Raw genomic sequence first — 15,145 nt, forward strand, 5'->3', positions numbered from 1 at the left:
CTTTTAGAAGAAAATCGACAGTGCCGTGGACAGGATCGGCCCCCGCTCTCCTCCGACGTAGTAGCCGAACGTGCTGCTGACGGGAGACCGATTCACTTCTATGACCTGGGCGTTAATCCGATAATTCCGGGAATGGGCAAGATAGACATTCATCCCGGCAAGGTATTCATTACTGTTGCGAAAACCGGCAGACTTGTCGCCGTAGATTTGAGAAGTCGCACCGTAGAGTTCAAGCTTTTTGGTCACCGGATAGAACGCGGCCTGGATATAGAACCCTTTGTCGTGGATCGATGAAACAGGCACAGATCCGTCCGCGTTAAAGTGATCGAGCCAGCGGTTGTAAACCTCGGTCTGAAGAAACATACCGTGATACTTCATTCCGGCATCAAGCGATAGGAGCTTATAGCCGACCTCCTGAAGCGTGACGCCTGGGGCCAGGGATCCGGTGTCGAACGCGTTCAAGCTGTCCGCCAGCCGGATGGTCGTATTGTCGGGGTCGCCCGAAACCTGGTCAGAGAACCGATTCTCACGGCTTCGCATGGCGGAAACGCCGAAACGTGTAGCCAGGCGATCATGGTTTTCCCAATCTCCGTACGCGCCTTGCGGGCCGAACTCCTTTGTTGTAGGCATCCACCATACAGAGCCACCGGCGGCAAAAGCACGAGTCAACTGGTTGGCGGTAATGCCGAGGGCGCTCAGATTGTCTCCGATCATACCGATATACCAGAGCCCGGAAACAGGTTCGCCGCTGGCCCAGATGCCATTGGTGAAAAAAGGCCGGAAGAACTCATCAGCCATCACGCGATCATGAGCCAGCCAGTAAGGGTGTGAACCTACAAGCGAACGAGTGCCAGGCAGCCCATTGAGACCGCCATAAAGGCTGAACTTTTTCGAGAACTGGTATCCGGTCACGGCAAAGATCGCTCTTTGATCGGTAGTATTCACCGTCCACAGGATGATGGTGTAGATCAACTTGGGACGGCCGATCCATCCTTTAAAGAACAACATGATGCGGTGGGAGTAGATGTCGTCTCTGGTATCGATGTTGTGTGCCACGCCGAGGTGGTCTATGAATGTCTGATGAGCAGGCAATTGATTAAGGTACCGTGTGAGAGCGTACGCACTGATGCTCAGCTCTCCGATTGCCGTTCTTCCGACAACAAACCCTTTTCCCGGCTCAATGGAGCCCCAGGTCTCGATCCGCTCGTCGCCGTTCGGCTGTGGGGCGCTTGCAGTTGCAGGTGCGGGTGCGGGAACTGCCTGACCCAGCACGAACTCGCCGGAGCAACCGTCGGATACCCAGACACTCTGGCCGTCGTAACCCCACGTCTTTCCTAAAAGGCATTCGCCCGGCCCCCCGGAGCGTTGAAGCGCGACACCTGCAGATGTGTCGGCCGGACAACTCTGCCGCTCACCCTCTTTCGAGGAACACGTCACGGTTTTTGGCTGAGCGATGAGAGCGGCCACAGGCGTCAGGAACAGGCCGACAAGCGAAACTCCTATCCAGTGAACTCGTTTATAAACCACGGTGACTCGCTCCTGTGCCGCTCATTTCATCTGGTTCAAGGTATCCATGAGCACCCGGTCCATCGGATCCACCCGGACAAGTCCAACCCGCGGATACTCGTAGTCGCAAATCATGTACAGGGCGCTCGCTAACACAATCGCGAAGCTGATGGTGGACACCCAGTTTCGCGATGCAGAAAGGGACATTTCGTATCCCGCTATCATTGAGGCCACCAGGACGGTAAGCCCAAGCATCACGAACACTGCCAGTGGCGGGTGGGTCATGAGCGCTGCGGTGCTGGTGGTCGTGATATCGATCACCTCATTCAGATTCGCCAACACCAGTGATTTATCCGCCGGACTGGCGCCTTCAACGGCTTCCACGGTCTTTTTCCATATGCTTTCCTGCAGCGCTGTCGACCGATCGAGCGCGGCCTGCACCGCTTTCACATCCGGAATTGCTGCATTTACAGACAGACGGGAACGAACGTAGTTGCGAAAACCTTCGCGAAGTTCCGGCTGCTTTTCCGGCGGCAGCAGGTCGAGACGAAGATACGCTGTCCCGATCGCATTGGCCTCCTGCACGACAAGACTCCGCCGAAAATCAAAACGCGTTGCGGCCCCTGAAAAAGTGAAAGCGATAAGGAGTCCCATCAGTCCGAAAATGGAGGCGTCGATCGTCGGATGGAGGCTTTGAAATCTCTGCGGATTCCGGGAGCGCAGACGGATACCCATGCGGTAACCGCAATCGATCGTGAGCAACACTGCGCCGACCAATCCGCCAATGACCAATAGAAGGATGGCCATAGATGTAGATATCCGTCCTGCCGGTTCGCGTCTTGCGCTTCAATTTGTCTTTGGCGCTGCCATCTCCGGCGCGTAGGGATTTCCGTGAAGGGCGTTGGAGATATCCGCAATCGCCTTTTGAGCGCGGACACTATTACCAGCCGCATCCAATGGCGGGGAGATTACGGCGATGCCGAACTTTCCGGGCGAAACCGCAATGATTCCGCCTCCGACCCCACTTTTAGCCGGTAGTCCCGTCATATAGAGCCATTTCCCTGAATCGTCATACAAACCGGCGGTTGCCATCACAGCCAGTACTTCCGGAACGTATTCCGGATCAAGAACCTGCTTGCTTGTGACAGGGTTTCTGCCGGCGTTGGCGAGCGTGGCAGCCATCTCCGCCAGATCCTTCGCATTGACGTTGACGGAGCATTGGCGTGTGTAAAGATCAGTCGCCTGTTGCGGATTATCCTTGATACGCCCGTAAGCAAACATCAAGGCCGCAATTGCCTGATTGCGTTGATTGGTGTCCGATTCGGACTTGTACACTTCCTCATTGACCATCAAAGGACGGCCGGCGAAGTCGCTGTAGGTCCTCATGATCTTCATCCAGATCTCGTCCGCACCGGCCCCTGTAACCATGCTCGTTGTCGCTATCGCGCCTGGATTGACGAACGGATTCATTTCCTTGCCCTTATGTTCTTCGATCGCAGTTATCGAGTTGAACACCTGACCAGTGGAATCAACGCCGACATTGTCCTCGACGGCAGCCGGCCCCTGCTCCTGGATCACGTTGGCAAGCGTGAACACTTTCGAGATCGACTGAATGGAAACTTCGGATTTGATGTCACCGGCCGTATATACCTTTCCGTCAACGGACATAACGACTATGCCGAAGAGATCGGGATCCACTTTGGCAAGGGCCGGAATATAGTCCGCGTTCTTGCCTTCTTGCAGCCCCTTGTACTTTGCGTAAGCGCCATCAACCGCGGATTGAATCTCGGTAGCAGGTAACGTCGAAGCCAGAAGCAGCGCCGATACGAAAACAGTCACAAAAGCGCAGAGAAACCACCTCTTTCTCATTTCACTCCTCCGATTTGTACGGCCCAGCTGTATTTGAAAGCAAACTGAATTCGATAGTCATTCGAATGAAACCCGTCGCCAAAGTTCGTCCGGCGCGCCCATTGCGCTTCTCCGCCGTACATAATGTGTTCTGCGGGCGAATACAGCAGGTTCGCTACGGCATATTGGCCGCGATGGAATTCACTCGGTACTTGAAGGGATGTGTTGCTCACCACGAGTTGCGAGTAACCCGCTGACGTCGACCACTTGTTTGTCCAGTTGTGATCCACGAAGGCAACAAGGCTCTGCATTGGAAGAGCCCGGGCCCTGATGGGCCGGATGGGGTCGCCGGGATTGGGTCTTGCGGCGACGTCAACGGGAGCGTCATTCATGTAGTTTTCGATGCCGTCGCCGTAGACGTATTGAAGACGCAGCACGTCTTTGGCGAATTTCACATTCGAGCTGAGCTCGACTCCCCACCCCTGGACGCTGTCATCGAGATTGAACACGTCATTCGTGAGCAGGTCGTCCAGCTTGATCTCCCGGACAATTCCTGACGCCTTGATATAGCCTCTTTTCCCTCCATAACGAAATTCCCCTGAAAGATCCGGATACGGATATCGAGCCAGAACGTTCTGAATTTCGATGCGGTTGGCCAGAATTCCTGGATCCTGAGTGGACCCCGGCCTTTCCAGCGCTATGGTCAGACGGGTGTCGCCACGGATGGGCATCCATCGCACTTGGACATTCCGGAAAAACACCATGCCGTTCGGTCCCCAGTAGTCGAGGATGTTCGGGAAAACATCGATGTCCATGAATGGGCTCTCCACCTGGCCCGCGCCAAACGCGCCGATTTCTCCATAGAAGTGGCGTGGACGGATGGTCGTCTGGCCGGCATCCGAACCGACGCCGAAGAAATCGAAATCGAACTGGGTCTTCAGTTCGCCTACCGGGGTGGACTCTGTTCCTTTGACCCCAAAACGAGTCTGCCGGACGCCGGCATAGGTTTTGTTGTTCCTCCCGAACTCATTCCGAAATGCGGGCAGCTTGGCGGGGCGGAGCACGTCAAACCAGTCGGGATCATTGTTCTTGAAATCAAAACCGAGATCGGTCATCACGAATCCATAGATATCCAACCGCGGCGGCGGAGCCTGCGCAGGGGGGGGCGTTTGTGCGAGAGCGGTCAGGGAGACCAACAGGAAACACACGGCGTATACCAGGCACAAAACGGATTTAAGTCGCATACTCCTCCTTATCGAATGGCCGAAACCGGCGATCCTTGTGTCTGGCTTGCCTCCCACGCGCGCACTCTCGTGGCGGCGGCATTAAAGACTCGCGTGTAGTTGTCCTTGCGAACCTTCAGGCTTGCCTCTTTGGTTAAAAGGGACCAGAGGGGATCGTAAAGACGATAGGTCTTGAGGTATTCCGCCTGGTCCTTCGGAGCGACGGAATCTGTGCCGAATAGAAAACGGCCGGGATAACGGTTGATAAGATCGGAACTGACCTTTAATGATGCGGGGGAAGCGACGAAGTATTTCGCAACTTCGTCCCACGAGATATCGAACATCACGTGCCGCATGCCGGGATCATTGATGATGTCTTCCAGCATTTGAGCGTGTCCCTTGATGGGACGTATGACGCGCCCCATACCTGTATGTGCCCAGATGATCGTGGTTCCGGGATGCCGGCGGAGCAAATCCTTCATTGGCTCCAGATAGGCGGGTTGTTTTTCAGGGTCCGCAAACGGTCTATCGATGTCGTTATGAATGATGACCACGAGTCCGGCCTCCTCGGCAAAAGCCAACAGCCGATCGAGCGCCGGATCAAACAGGCTGGCAACATCACCGGCCACTTTGCTTGAAACGAACTCCTTGTGGATCGAGAACTCGCCGATACCGCAGAAGACACCGGGAAACGTCCGCAGGACTCTGCGGACGTGATCTGCGGCATACATATCCGTTGGATTGAATCCGGTAATCAGTGGATCGAACCGCGCCCGCTCCTCCGGCGAGAGAGACAAATACGCCATCGCGATGGCCGCGTCAGTGAAGGAGTAGTAGTAGAGAGGTGCATCCGTATCAAGGTAATAAGTGGGCGCATTCTCCGCGCTGATTCGATAGGACCACTGCTGTTGAAGTGGTATGCCGAATAGAACCGAGCGGCCCGTGGTATTTCCCATGATCTTGAGGAAGTCACGAATCGGCGTGCCTTCCTGGATATAGTTCGTGAGATGAAAGTGCGCGTCATTGAATTCACTCTCTTCGGTCCGGGCTTCCTGTGACCGGAAAGCCGGCGCCAGAGCAGCAATGACCGCCAGAGAAATCACAAAGATCCCGTTTGACATCCGGATTCGCATGCGGAGAACGTTTGCAATACATCGGCCGGACATGCTGAGTTAGCGATCACCAGTATATTTTCAGGAAACCGCCACGCACCTCCTGGACTCTTCATTCGTAGATTTGCTGACCGGAGAGCCATCGGCCTCCCGCGGAGCAGATGCCTGTCTCAATGGTGTCTAGTGCTTTTGTCCCACATGCAGCCTGGATTGTGGCAACAACGGTCCGTCACGCGTGGTAGATCTGCTCCATGTGTGGAAGGACCAACATTGGAATAATCCCGGCCGAAAACCTATCAAGATCCGTTACGAAACAATGGTGAACCGGGAAAAGCCCGCGAACGCGGCTCTCAGCGGCCACTGCGACGAGCGCCTGCGGCCAGGACCTCTGAATGCTTAGCCCCCTCACGATGCTTTGCAGTCGCGCTTGTGATCAACATAAGGAGCTAAACATGAAATGCCACGCGGTCTGGACCGGATTATTGGTTTGTCTGGCTTCGTCGACAGGCTTTGCGCGCGCCACGGCAACAGAGTGCCCGGCTTACATCCCGGCCGGGGTCGTCATCCGAATGTTTCCTGACGAAAAACTGATTGCCGGCAGTTCTTCCGGGCCGACGCTCTTCACGGTCAACTCGGACCTTCGCTTTTTCCCCAATCGGCCGCCGTTGTTGGCGCGGGGTTCCAAGGTAACCGGAACCATTGTTGAATCCAGAGAGGCAGGCCACTTTCACGGAAAAGCGCGTTTAAAAATCACGCTCAATTCAATCCTGACCGCCGACCTCTGTGAATATCCAATTGATGCGAAGATCATTGACGTCTCCAACCGCAAGGTTGAGAACGAAGTTGTCTTCGGCGGCGGGCATACTCGCCGGGACGTCATTGCGCTCCTGTTTCCGGCGACAACTGCATATCAGTTGTTGCGAATTCCTGGGCGGGGGCCGAAGCTCATCCTCGACCATGAGACGCCTTTGAATATCAAACTCATGGAGCCGGTGTCTCTTGCAGATACCGGCACTGTGCGCGCGGCGTCGATGCGTTAGGGTTGGCTAATCACACTTGAGTTGCAAATGGGAGAGCATCGATGCCAAAGTCAGCCGGATCGTTTCCGGGTCATAGGGCTTCTGGAGCGTGAGGTACTCGCACACCCAGGGGCCCGCCTTTATGGCAAGGGACGGATCGGCGCAAGTAAGGACAAATAACCGGTCAGGAGAGCTACCGAGCAGACGCCGGAACACTTTGGTTGATTCCTCATAAGGCGGAGCCAGGTCGAGCATCACAAGGCGAGGATTGCGGGAGGCGATCCACTGCTCCAGGTGCGGCTCTCCGCCGGATGGTTCGATGCCGCAGCACGTCAGACGTTCCTGCTGCAGGACCAGCGAAACCCATTCGATCACATCGGCATTCCAGAGAATTAATGCTACGTCCATCGTCCTTTCCATGGCGCTCGATGGTGCACCTTAGATGAGCACCACGTCGATCAGGAAAAACTCTTATATTCGGCTGCAAAAATACTCTGACCTCTACACAAGTTTGATGCGAACGGCATAGCGGATCAGTTCGGCAGTGGTTTGGATGCCGAGCAACCTCATAATTTCATATTTATGGGACTCTGAGGTACGAGTTGAGATTCCCAGCTGAACCGCTACTTCTTTCATCGTCTTGCCTTCTGCGAGCAATTGCAGGACTTCACGCTGTCGGGAGGTCAGCGTCGTTTCCCGGGTGGCCGGCAGCGGGCTCATCGTAACTAAAGTCGAGATCAGGTCTCCCGCCAGGAGCGGCGTAATGTATCGGGCTCCCCGGGAAACAGACTGAATCGCTCTGATCAATTCTTCTGCCGGACAAATCTTCAGGACATAACCTAACGCACCGGCCCGGAATGCTTCTTCCACCAGGGGAAGATCTGCATGCATGGTAAGAAAGATGAGCTTCGAGGTGGAGGCCTCTTTGTGAAGCGTGCGCGCCGCATCAATGCCGTTCAATTCGGGCATCGTGATGTCGGCAACAATGACATCGGGGCGTAACTGCTGTACTTTGGTAATCAGCTCCCGCCCGTTACGCGCAACCCCGGCAATGTCGAAATGATCTTTAAGAATATCGACCAGCGCGTCAGTGAGGATGGTATGGTCGTCGGCCAGGATGATGCGTGGCCTGTTCATTTTGTGCCCTCTATCTTGTATCTTCCAGCTCGACCGGCAATACAGAGACAACCACTCTCAGCAGATGGCATTCAGGCGCGATCCGAAACGCAGCGAGACTTTAATTTGACAATCTTTTTTCTGGGATTGGCAGCGCGACAGAAACAGTGGTGCCTTCCCCCGGCACACTCTGTATTTTCAATCGACCTTTCAGGCAAAGAACTCTTTCCTTAATACTCAGCAGGCCAAGCCCTTCGTTCGTTACGTTCTCCGTGATCCGGAACCCACGCCCCTTATCCGAGACTGTGAGGCGGATCTCTTTGCCTCTCCGCTCGAGGAGAACTCGAACTCGCGTGGCGCCGGCATGTTTTGCGATGTTGTGCAGGCATTCCTGTGCAACACGAAAGAGACATGTGGCAATGTCAGCCGGAAGATTCGGCCACTCTGCAATCGTCGCTGTCAGCCGCACGCCAAGCGTTTTCTGATATTCCTGACACAGCGCCTTCAAAGCCGGGCAGAGTCCGGCATGCTTCAAAAGGGGAGGGTGCAACGCGTGTGAAATATCGCGGAGCGACTTCGAAAGATCGGTGATATTGTCGATGACATCGTTCAGCTCGTCGTTGTCAGGAACGGACAGCTTCGATTGTGATCTCGCGATCCGCTGGACGGAAAAAGAAAGCAAGGCAATCCGGTTACCAAGATTGTCATGGATCTCGCGCGCTATTCTTTCCCGCTCTTCCTCCTGAGCGTTCATCAACTGTCTGGCGAATCCGCGCAACTGCTTCAGCGTCCTCGGATCCGGTTGGGCGGTCACTTCTCTGTGAGCAATAACAAAGCGCGCGTCGTTGAAATGAATGGGCGTGACGCTCATTCGGAACCGGCGATGCCGGGGAAACATGCCGCCCACGTATTCCATCGTGAAAGACCGCAACTCCCCTTTTATAACCGCGCGTATACCGCTTAATGCGTCCCGCGCGTCAGCGCACGACGATCCCGCTCGGAGGCATACGTCCAGGTAGTTCGTACCTGGACCGGTGCCGGGTACAGCGCCGTGCTGCTCAGCCAGGCTGAGCCATTGATCATTGACCCCGACAATCATTCCTTCGGCGTCGATCAATGCAATTCGATCCTCAGTTCCAGAAGTGTAAACGGGTAGAGCCGCAACGTTCGATGAGGGAAGGACCGACAGTGTCATGATTACATTTCTCCTCTCTATCCTCTCAGCTTAGGCAACAACCAAGGACATCATGGATTCGTAACCTGAGACTAAGTCCTTCCGTCTCGGCACAAAGCAAATTCGTTGTAGGGCGGCTAGTATAAGTGAAAATGTTCACGACAACAAATACGTAGAAGTCCTACATGGACAATTCTTTTTTACGCGAGCACCGCAGCCAATTGAATCGATCATCCCGATTGTCCAGCATCCGGCGCGCCGTCTTTGCGCAGCCGGCCAAAAACCACTAATGCACGGCACGGAGATAAGTACACTTACCGCCAAAAGCCACAGGCCTCTACACAACCAATTTCAAACGCACCGCCTTCCGCAACAACTCCGCGCTGTTTTTAATACGCAGGAGGCGCATCATGTTGTACTTGTACCACTCGATGGTTCGCGTAGACAGATTCATGAGCGATGCAATTTCTTTGGCCGTCTTGCCTTCCGCAAAGAGCTGGAGTATCTCCTCCTGCCTGGACGTGAGCAGGCCATAATCCGAATCCATCTTTGCAGCGTTTGCTACATTTTCATGAAATTCCGCACTCAAACCGCGCGACAAATAGCGCCGGTTTTCCATGGCGGCTTCGATTGCCACGACCAGTTCTTCGAAGGCGCATTCTTTGACAACGAACGCGGAACCTCCGCACTTGAAACACTCCCGCGCAAGGTCGGGGTCCACATGCATAGTCAGGAACACAATTTTGGCTTTGTGCGGATCACGTCTGAGCCTTCGCGCACAATCCAATCCGCTTAGAAGGGGCATGGTGATGTCGGTCACAACGACATCCGGCAAACACACCCTGAAAGATTCCAATAGCGCCCGCCCGCTGGCTGCCACGCCGACCACTTCGTAATTCCGGCTCAGGAGCTTTGCCAGAGCCTCCGCAAAAAGTGCATGATCATCCGCAAGCAAGACTCGTCGTGTGCTCATCATCCCATATTGATCACATCGCTCTGTCAGCCGCCATGTGATCTCTCCGAGGGAGGTCCCGAAAATTTACCGACCGGCTCGCGCAGTTGTTCGGATATTGCCGTTACTTTCGGTTCCTTTACAGTGGCAGTTATGAGAAACCGTTCGGAGAAACGGCGCTGGAACGAAGAAGACATTCAGGGGTTGGCGGAAGAGGTATATGTATACGGCTATCCGGCACTCCTGTTGGATACCATGCGCCGGATGCATACAGCGTTTCCGTTTCCGACAGCCGAAGGCGCCCCGATCAATCACTTTTGGCATTCCAGATTCCTGCCGCACCTTCACCTGAAGAGACCTTTGCGGCCGCATGCGGACAGCCTCAGTTCGACGGCGTGGGTTGACGTCTCCAGGGAACCGGTCATTGTCAGCATTCCAGCGACTGATCGCTACTACTTGTTGTCTATTTTCAGCGCATGGGGCGACATTTTCGAGGCCATCAGTACGCGAACCGGCGGCATGGGCGGCCTGCGCGCCGCACTGGTCGGTCCACGCTGGAAAGGCAGGCTGCCGGACGGCGTAAGTTCACTGGTCACTTCATCGAATATTGTTTGGATCAACGGCCGGGTTCAAATGACTGGGGCTGAGGATCTTCAACTCGCCCATCATGTTCAGGATCAATTCGCACTGACGCCCTTGTCTGGCTGGGGCAAATCCGAGCCACCCCATACCAGCCCTTTCCCTCCAGACATCGACAAAGGGGCTACAGCGCTGGATTACGTCGGAAAGTTGAGTGCTCCCGGCTTCTATACCCGGCTATCGAGATTGATGCGGAAAATTCCTCCGCCCGTGTCCGATGCTCTGGTTCTGCGGCGCTTTGCGCAAATCGGGTTCTTTCCATCCGATGACTTTGCTTTCGAGCGGTTGCCCGCCCTCACTGCGCAGGCGATGCAATCCGCAACAACAGGCGCCAGATTGACGATCGCCCGCGCAGCCGAATCTCCGGCTTTGCATGTAAACAACTGGTCCATGCGGATACACCCGCGCCGGTCCGACCGGAATTATCTGAGCCGCGCTGCAGCCGCAATGAGCGGGTTCTCTTATTCGCTGGCGGAAGAGGTCACTGCGTTTCATGCGGCAAAAGACCGCGCCGGTGAGATGCTGCGGGGAACGAACGAATATGTCATCCAGTTTGATCAGGAACACCTGCCGCCGGTAAACGGGTTCTGGTCCGTGACGCTCTACGATTCGAAACACCTGCTGTCCGCCAATTCCATTCATCGTCATGTCCTTGGCGATCGCGACAGGCTCCGATTGAATCCGGACAACTCGATCTCGATCTACATCCAGCATAACTGGCCCGGCACGATGAAAGATTGCAACTGGCTTCCAGCCCCGCGAGAAACGTTCGAATTGGTTCTTCAATTGTATTGGCCGAAAACTGAAGTCCTGGGCGGCATGTGGCGGCCACCCGCTTTGACGCGTATACATTGAGGTAATTATGGAGATCATGCGAAAGAACCGGGATGTCATCGAGGCGCAACTTGCAATCGAGCTAAGCCATGCCCAGACGCTCAAGTCCGTCGCTCAAATTGTGAGGAAATACTGCAGCCGTACCTTCGGAAGCCGTGCTGGAATGTTCTGCGCAGAAAGGGATGGCCGGCTCCGGATCATCTTTCAATGGCGATCGGGCACTATCTCAGACAATCCGGCCGAACGCGCCAGTCAGGGTTTGATCGCTCAGGTCTCGCGCACGGGAATTCCCTTTTTCCGGTCTGGAAGGCGCACAGGCATCGGATTTCTTCCGATCAAGAATGCCTCGGAACACACCGGCGGCGTTCTGGTCGTCTTTCTGGACCCTGGGCGCCAGCGGCCAACCGATGCCAAGGAGCGAATGTCTCGATTTGCAAACATTGCAGGAGCTTCCATTTTGAGGGCAGCCGCATTCGATGAGGCCATAGCAGCCCGGGCCACTGCGGAACGAATCACTGAGCGGCAGGCGGATCTCCTGACCGTAATCTCACACGAACTGCGGAACCCGATGACTCCTATATTGAACTGGGCGGTCGCACTGAGCAGCGGCGCATTGTCGTCCGAAAAGCAGAGCGTCGCAATCGAAGCGATCATTCGCAATGTTCGGGCGCTGAATTACCTGATTGACGATCTCTTTGACACCGCACGGATATCCAGCGGGAAGCTCCGTCTGGAGATGGCCGAGATGAGAATACAGGAGGTGGCGCGGGAAGCACTCGGCGCCACAGAACAGGCTGCGCAAAACAAACAACTGCGAGTCACCACGGACATCGCCGAGGGGATTCCGGCGTTCCTGGCGGATTCCCGGCGCATCCGGCAGGTTCTGATCAATCTCCTGAACAACGCCATCAAGTTCACACCCGAGGGCGGAGTCATCACTCTGAAAATCCGCAGCCGTGCCGACAGCGTCGAATGCATCATCACGGATACCGGCAGAGGTATACAGTCCAGCTTCCTGCCCTTTGCATTCGAACGCTTCCGCCAGGAAAAGAGGTCGTCCGGCAGTGCCGGCCTCGGCCTGGGGCTATCCATAGTGCGCGAAATCGTTGAACTTCACCGGGGAAGCATAAAGGCGCACAGTCCCGGCGCCAATCAAGGCGCGACGTTCCGTTTCCGCTTACCGCTCACAACGCCGCCCCGCCATGCCGGAGCGGCGGTTGCCGGTGACTGAGGCTCCGACAGACCGGCTGATCGAGGTTTATGAGTAACAGATTACCTGTTCTGTAACGTTTCGAAACCTGCCGGGTTGTCCGGCGATCGCTGTATCGGCAGATTACAGCGGTTGCTTTAATGGAAATGCAGCTGCTATGAACTCTATCCGGCGCCGGAGAGCCATTGAGGACAAGGCTGTATGCGACTGAGCAGAGAATACTATCTGTTATTAAATCGGGGGAAGACCGCCGGCGAAGGCGAAGCTGAGCCCAATTGCCATTTCTCCGCCGACTTGCTCTGGGCCGCAATCAAGCAAGGACTGCCGCTGGATGCAGATCAGACAGAGCACGCCGGATGTTGCCGCGACTGCCGGGACTTCGTCGAACAATTTTCGGCTGAAGCGCGCCAAGCCGGTTTCTCATTTCCAGAGCTGCTGCCCCAGTTAAAACGACCGGCGTTCGCCTGAATCGCCGCCGGCCCTCAACCGCACTTCACTCTGAAGCAGAACCCAGCCTGTCCAGACGCAGTTCTATCGAGGTATCGGCGGGAAGCGTAATATTTTTGCCGTGGCCGAGAATATTGAAATAGAGGGCATATCCTACGCTGTAGGCCCCGAGCCCGAGACCGACAGGGGGCACCATCAAACCCGCAATGCCGCCCGGAAGTCCGAACAAACTGCCTCCGCCCAAAGCGCGGCTGAAAAAACCCGAACCGTACGCTTCCGCCAGCGCGGGAGCGAAACTGGACGGCGTGCTGCCTAACATGGGCGCTGCCCCGGCAAGTGCAAATGCGGGCGCGAGGAATCGTTCCTTCGTTCTGGCGACTTGCGCCTGCCCCTCGTCATTGATCCGCAGTTGGTTCAGATCCACCGGCGGCTCCACGCCAACCAATCTTCCTTGAATGTCTCTGGTCTGCGATGCCGACGACATGATGTTCAATGGCGGTTCAATCTTTGTGAACGTCAACGCCAGTTCACCGCCATGGGCGAGAAAACCCGCCCGGTGCGCGCTGACCACTTCGCCTTCGAGCCTGCTGCCCGCCGGAAAGATCAGGCGATGTTCAGGGGAATACATGGGGTAAGACAGATAAGCCTGCACGGGCGTCCCCGCCCTGGCTGTCTTTGAATCGAGAGCGGTTGTCAGTCGCGCATATATCATGCTGCCGGCCGCAGGCTCTGAACCAATTCCATTCAACGTTCTCGTTGTGACCACGACGCTGCCGAAGTCGAGCGGCTGCTTCAAAGAAGCCTTATACGTCGTACCGGTTGCCACGAACTGCGGGTGATAGGGCGAAAGCCCCCACAGCATGGTATGGAGCAATTCCTTGACGGGCTGCCGCGTGCCGGTGGTATAGGTGCGCGCCTGGCCGTTCTTGAATCGAACGAGGAGATTGCCGCGCGAGACGACGCTGGTATCGATCGGAAGCGTTTTTCCATCCGCGAATACCAGGGTATCAAACCTGATTTCCGGGTCGTGCAGAGGCGTGAAGTCGCCTCCAAGCATCGAAGACATCCGCTTCATTTTGCCTGCCGGCCGCAGTCCCGTCACCTTTCCGAGAATCTCTGTCCCGGCGGGAATCACTTCGCGATCGAATGCATAAACAGGATCGGCAATCTTCCCATGTACAGGCTCGCCGAGCTTCGACTGGACTCTTTCGGTGATGACGACTTTCAACGGAAAACCCTGGTCGAGTGTCAGCGGTACGATGGCTATCCGGTGGATGCCGTCGGACTGGGCAAAGAGCGCTCCGGTCAAAAGGATGAACAGGGCCGGAAGGGCGAGGCATTTACGCAAAAACATACACAAATTCACCTATTGCTGCTTCTTATTGCTGACCACCGGAACCGGCCAGGCGCGAGCGGTCTTCAAATCAGAAGGAAAGTGGGATTCAAGTGGAGTGATTATATCCGATTCGGGCCGGACCTGCAGGGAAAAGGGCACCTGAGGTATTCACCCTATAGACAGCTCCTCCTCGCCAAACCGTAGACAGATTCCATGATGTTGATGGACTGGTCCGCGGAGGGTTTGGGAAATATGCTGAATTCATTGCGGCTTACACACGTAAGGCGTTTGGCAGAATCGGTGCTTTTCGTCGTCTGGAAACGGGATAGAAAGGTAACCAACTATGGATCTGTTTTCCGTTGAGATCCTGGACCGCACCGTCGAGCTTGCTGTGGACGCTATGCCGCCCGATCAGAATCCGCGTGTTGCCGCCTGTGTGATTGCAATCCGCGAATATATCGAATCACCAAACCCCTTATATGAGAGGGCGCTTCAGAGAGCCGTTCTCGAGCTGCTTGAAATAGCGCGCTTGAATTGCCAGTTCCTTATCGCGGCACGCCTGGCGCCGATAGCGCGGCGGTTGAGTGAACCGGGAGGACAGTCCGGTGTCGCCTGACGACGCCAAATATTATTCACGCCGATGTATTTCCTGGTGGCCGGAATGTCACTTATGTATCGTCACAATACGTTAAGCGTTTGACGACTTACTGGCGTTCCCGGCAACCGGGA

Annotated in this window: 14 protein-coding genes; 4 read left to right on the forward strand and 10 right to left on the reverse strand. The window is 55.6% G+C overall.

All coding sequences use genetic code 11. The features are described 5' to 3' along the window. Positions 1-3: 3 nt before the first annotated feature. Genes VGK48_23885 through VGK48_23905 form a run of 5 tightly spaced genes read right to left on the reverse strand, consistent with a single transcriptional unit; the run spans position 4 to position 5,698 of the window. A complete protein-coding gene (locus tag VGK48_23885; GenBank protein ID HEY2384226.1) occupies positions 4-1,527 on the reverse strand; it encodes a DUF3011 domain-containing protein in 1,524 nt (507 codons plus the stop codon). Between the two features lie 21 nt (positions 1,528-1,548). After that, positions 1,549-2,313: a DUF4239 domain-containing protein gene (locus tag VGK48_23890; GenBank protein ID HEY2384227.1), complete on the reverse strand. Its 765-nt coding sequence runs from the start codon at positions 2,311-2,313 to the stop codon at positions 1,549-1,551. A 39-nt stretch (positions 2,314-2,352) separates the two neighbouring features. Then, positions 2,353-3,375: a glutaminase A gene (gene glsA / locus VGK48_23895; protein HEY2384228.1), complete on the reverse strand. Its 1,023-nt coding sequence runs from the start codon at positions 3,373-3,375 to the stop codon at positions 2,353-2,355. After that, positions 3,372-4,598, reverse strand: a complete 1,227-nt coding sequence (locus VGK48_23900; protein HEY2384229.1) for a DcaP family trimeric outer membrane transporter — start codon at positions 4,596-4,598, stop codon at positions 3,372-3,374. Before VGK48_23900 ends, glsA begins: the two co-directional genes overlap by 4 nt. 8 nt (positions 4,599-4,606) lie before the next feature. Beyond that, the gene (locus VGK48_23905; GenBank protein ID HEY2384230.1) at positions 4,607-5,698 is read right to left on the reverse strand and encodes an amidohydrolase family protein; all 1,092 of its coding nucleotides are present in this window, start codon (positions 5,696-5,698) and stop codon (positions 4,607-4,609) included. 443 nt (positions 5,699-6,141) lie between these two features. Between VGK48_23905 and VGK48_23910 the strand changes: the two genes are divergently transcribed. Beyond that, on the forward strand, positions 6,142-6,729 hold the full coding sequence (locus tag VGK48_23910) for a hypothetical protein (GenBank protein HEY2384231.1): 588 nt from the start codon (positions 6,142-6,144) through the stop codon (positions 6,727-6,729). Positions 6,730-6,735: 6 nt separating this feature from the next. On the opposite strand, the gene VGK48_23915 is transcribed toward VGK48_23910, so the two are convergent. From VGK48_23915 to VGK48_23930, 4 genes are all read right to left on the reverse strand, one after another. Then, positions 6,736-7,116, reverse strand: coding sequence for a hypothetical protein (locus tag VGK48_23915; GenBank protein ID HEY2384232.1), 381 nt, complete (start codon positions 7,114-7,116; stop codon positions 6,736-6,738). Between the two features lie 93 nt (positions 7,117-7,209). Continuing rightward, positions 7,210-7,845, reverse strand: a complete 636-nt coding sequence (locus VGK48_23920) for a response regulator transcription factor (GenBank protein HEY2384233.1) — start codon at positions 7,843-7,845, stop codon at positions 7,210-7,212. 100 nt (positions 7,846-7,945) lie between these two features. Further along, positions 7,946-9,019 carry a sensor histidine kinase gene (locus VGK48_23925; GenBank protein ID HEY2384234.1) on the reverse strand — a complete coding sequence of 358 codons (1,074 nt, stop codon included), beginning with the start codon at positions 9,017-9,019 and terminating at the stop codon, positions 7,946-7,948. Between the two features lie 316 nt (positions 9,020-9,335). Next, the gene (locus tag VGK48_23930; GenBank protein HEY2384235.1) at positions 9,336-9,971 is read right to left on the reverse strand and encodes a response regulator transcription factor; all 636 of its coding nucleotides are present in this window, start codon (positions 9,969-9,971) and stop codon (positions 9,336-9,338) included. 132 nt (positions 9,972-10,103) lie between these two features. On the opposite strand from VGK48_23930, the gene VGK48_23935 reads away from it, so the two are divergent. Together VGK48_23935 and VGK48_23940 are read left to right on the forward strand one after the other, a co-directional pair. Then, positions 10,104-11,444: a DUF1254 domain-containing protein gene (locus VGK48_23935; protein HEY2384236.1), complete on the forward strand. Its 1,341-nt coding sequence runs from the start codon at positions 10,104-10,106 to the stop codon at positions 11,442-11,444. 7 nt (positions 11,445-11,451) lie between these two features. Then, positions 11,452-12,654 carry a HAMP domain-containing sensor histidine kinase gene (locus VGK48_23940; GenBank protein HEY2384237.1) on the forward strand — a complete coding sequence of 401 codons (1,203 nt, stop codon included), beginning with the start codon at positions 11,452-11,454 and terminating at the stop codon, positions 12,652-12,654. Positions 12,655-13,126: 472 nt separating this feature from the next. Here VGK48_23940 and VGK48_23945 read toward each other — a convergent pair whose 3' ends face one another. Further along, positions 13,127-14,434 (reverse strand): hypothetical protein, encoded by a 1,308-nt coding sequence (locus VGK48_23945; protein HEY2384238.1) that lies wholly within the window; start codon positions 14,432-14,434, stop codon positions 13,127-13,129. Positions 14,435-14,759: 325 nt separating this feature from the next. On the opposite strand from VGK48_23945, the gene VGK48_23950 reads away from it, so the two are divergent. Next, positions 14,760-15,032 carry a hypothetical protein gene (locus VGK48_23950; GenBank protein ID HEY2384239.1) on the forward strand — a complete coding sequence of 91 codons (273 nt, stop codon included), beginning with the start codon at positions 14,760-14,762 and terminating at the stop codon, positions 15,030-15,032. The last annotated feature ends 113 nt before the right edge of the window (positions 15,033-15,145 follow it).

Source organism: Terriglobia bacterium, from assembly GCA_036496425.1.
Taxonomy (GTDB): Bacteria; Acidobacteriota; Terriglobia; order 20CM-2-55-15; family 20CM-2-55-15; genus 20CM-2-55-15.

Coding starts and splice junctions, on each gene's coding strand:
- VGK48_23890 (HEY2384227.1), bottom strand. CDS start 2,313: ATGGCCATCCTTCTATTGGTCATTGGCGGATTGGTCGGCGCAGTGTTG.
- glsA (HEY2384228.1), bottom strand. CDS start 3,375: ATGAGAAAGAGGTGGTTTCTCTGCGCTTTTGTGACTGTTTTCGTATCG.
- VGK48_23900 (HEY2384229.1), bottom strand. CDS start 4,598: ATGCGACTTAAATCCGTTTTGTGCCTGGTATACGCCGTGTGTTTCCTG.
- VGK48_23905 (HEY2384230.1), bottom strand. CDS start 5,698: ATGTCAAACGGGATCTTTGTGATTTCTCTGGCGGTCATTGCTGCTCTG.
- VGK48_23910 (HEY2384231.1), top strand. CDS start 6,142: ATGAAATGCCACGCGGTCTGGACCGGATTATTGGTTTGTCTGGCTTCG.
- VGK48_23915 (HEY2384232.1), bottom strand. CDS start 7,116: ATGGACGTAGCATTAATTCTCTGGAATGCCGATGTGATCGAATGGGTT.
- VGK48_23920 (HEY2384233.1), bottom strand. CDS start 7,845: ATGAACAGGCCACGCATCATCCTGGCCGACGACCATACCATCCTCACT.
- VGK48_23925 (HEY2384234.1), bottom strand. CDS start 9,019: ATGACACTGTCGGTCCTTCCCTCATCGAACGTTGCGGCTCTACCCGTT.
- VGK48_23930 (HEY2384235.1), bottom strand. CDS start 9,971: ATGAGCACACGACGAGTCTTGCTTGCGGATGATCATGCACTTTTTGCG.
- VGK48_23935 (HEY2384236.1), top strand. CDS start 10,104: ATGAGAAACCGTTCGGAGAAACGGCGCTGGAACGAAGAAGACATTCAG.
- VGK48_23940 (HEY2384237.1), top strand. CDS start 11,452: ATGGAGATCATGCGAAAGAACCGGGATGTCATCGAGGCGCAACTTGCA.
- VGK48_23945 (HEY2384238.1), bottom strand. CDS start 14,434: ATGTTTTTGCGTAAATGCCTCGCCCTTCCGGCCCTGTTCATCCTTTTG.
- VGK48_23950 (HEY2384239.1), top strand. CDS start 14,760: ATGGATCTGTTTTCCGTTGAGATCCTGGACCGCACCGTCGAGCTTGCT.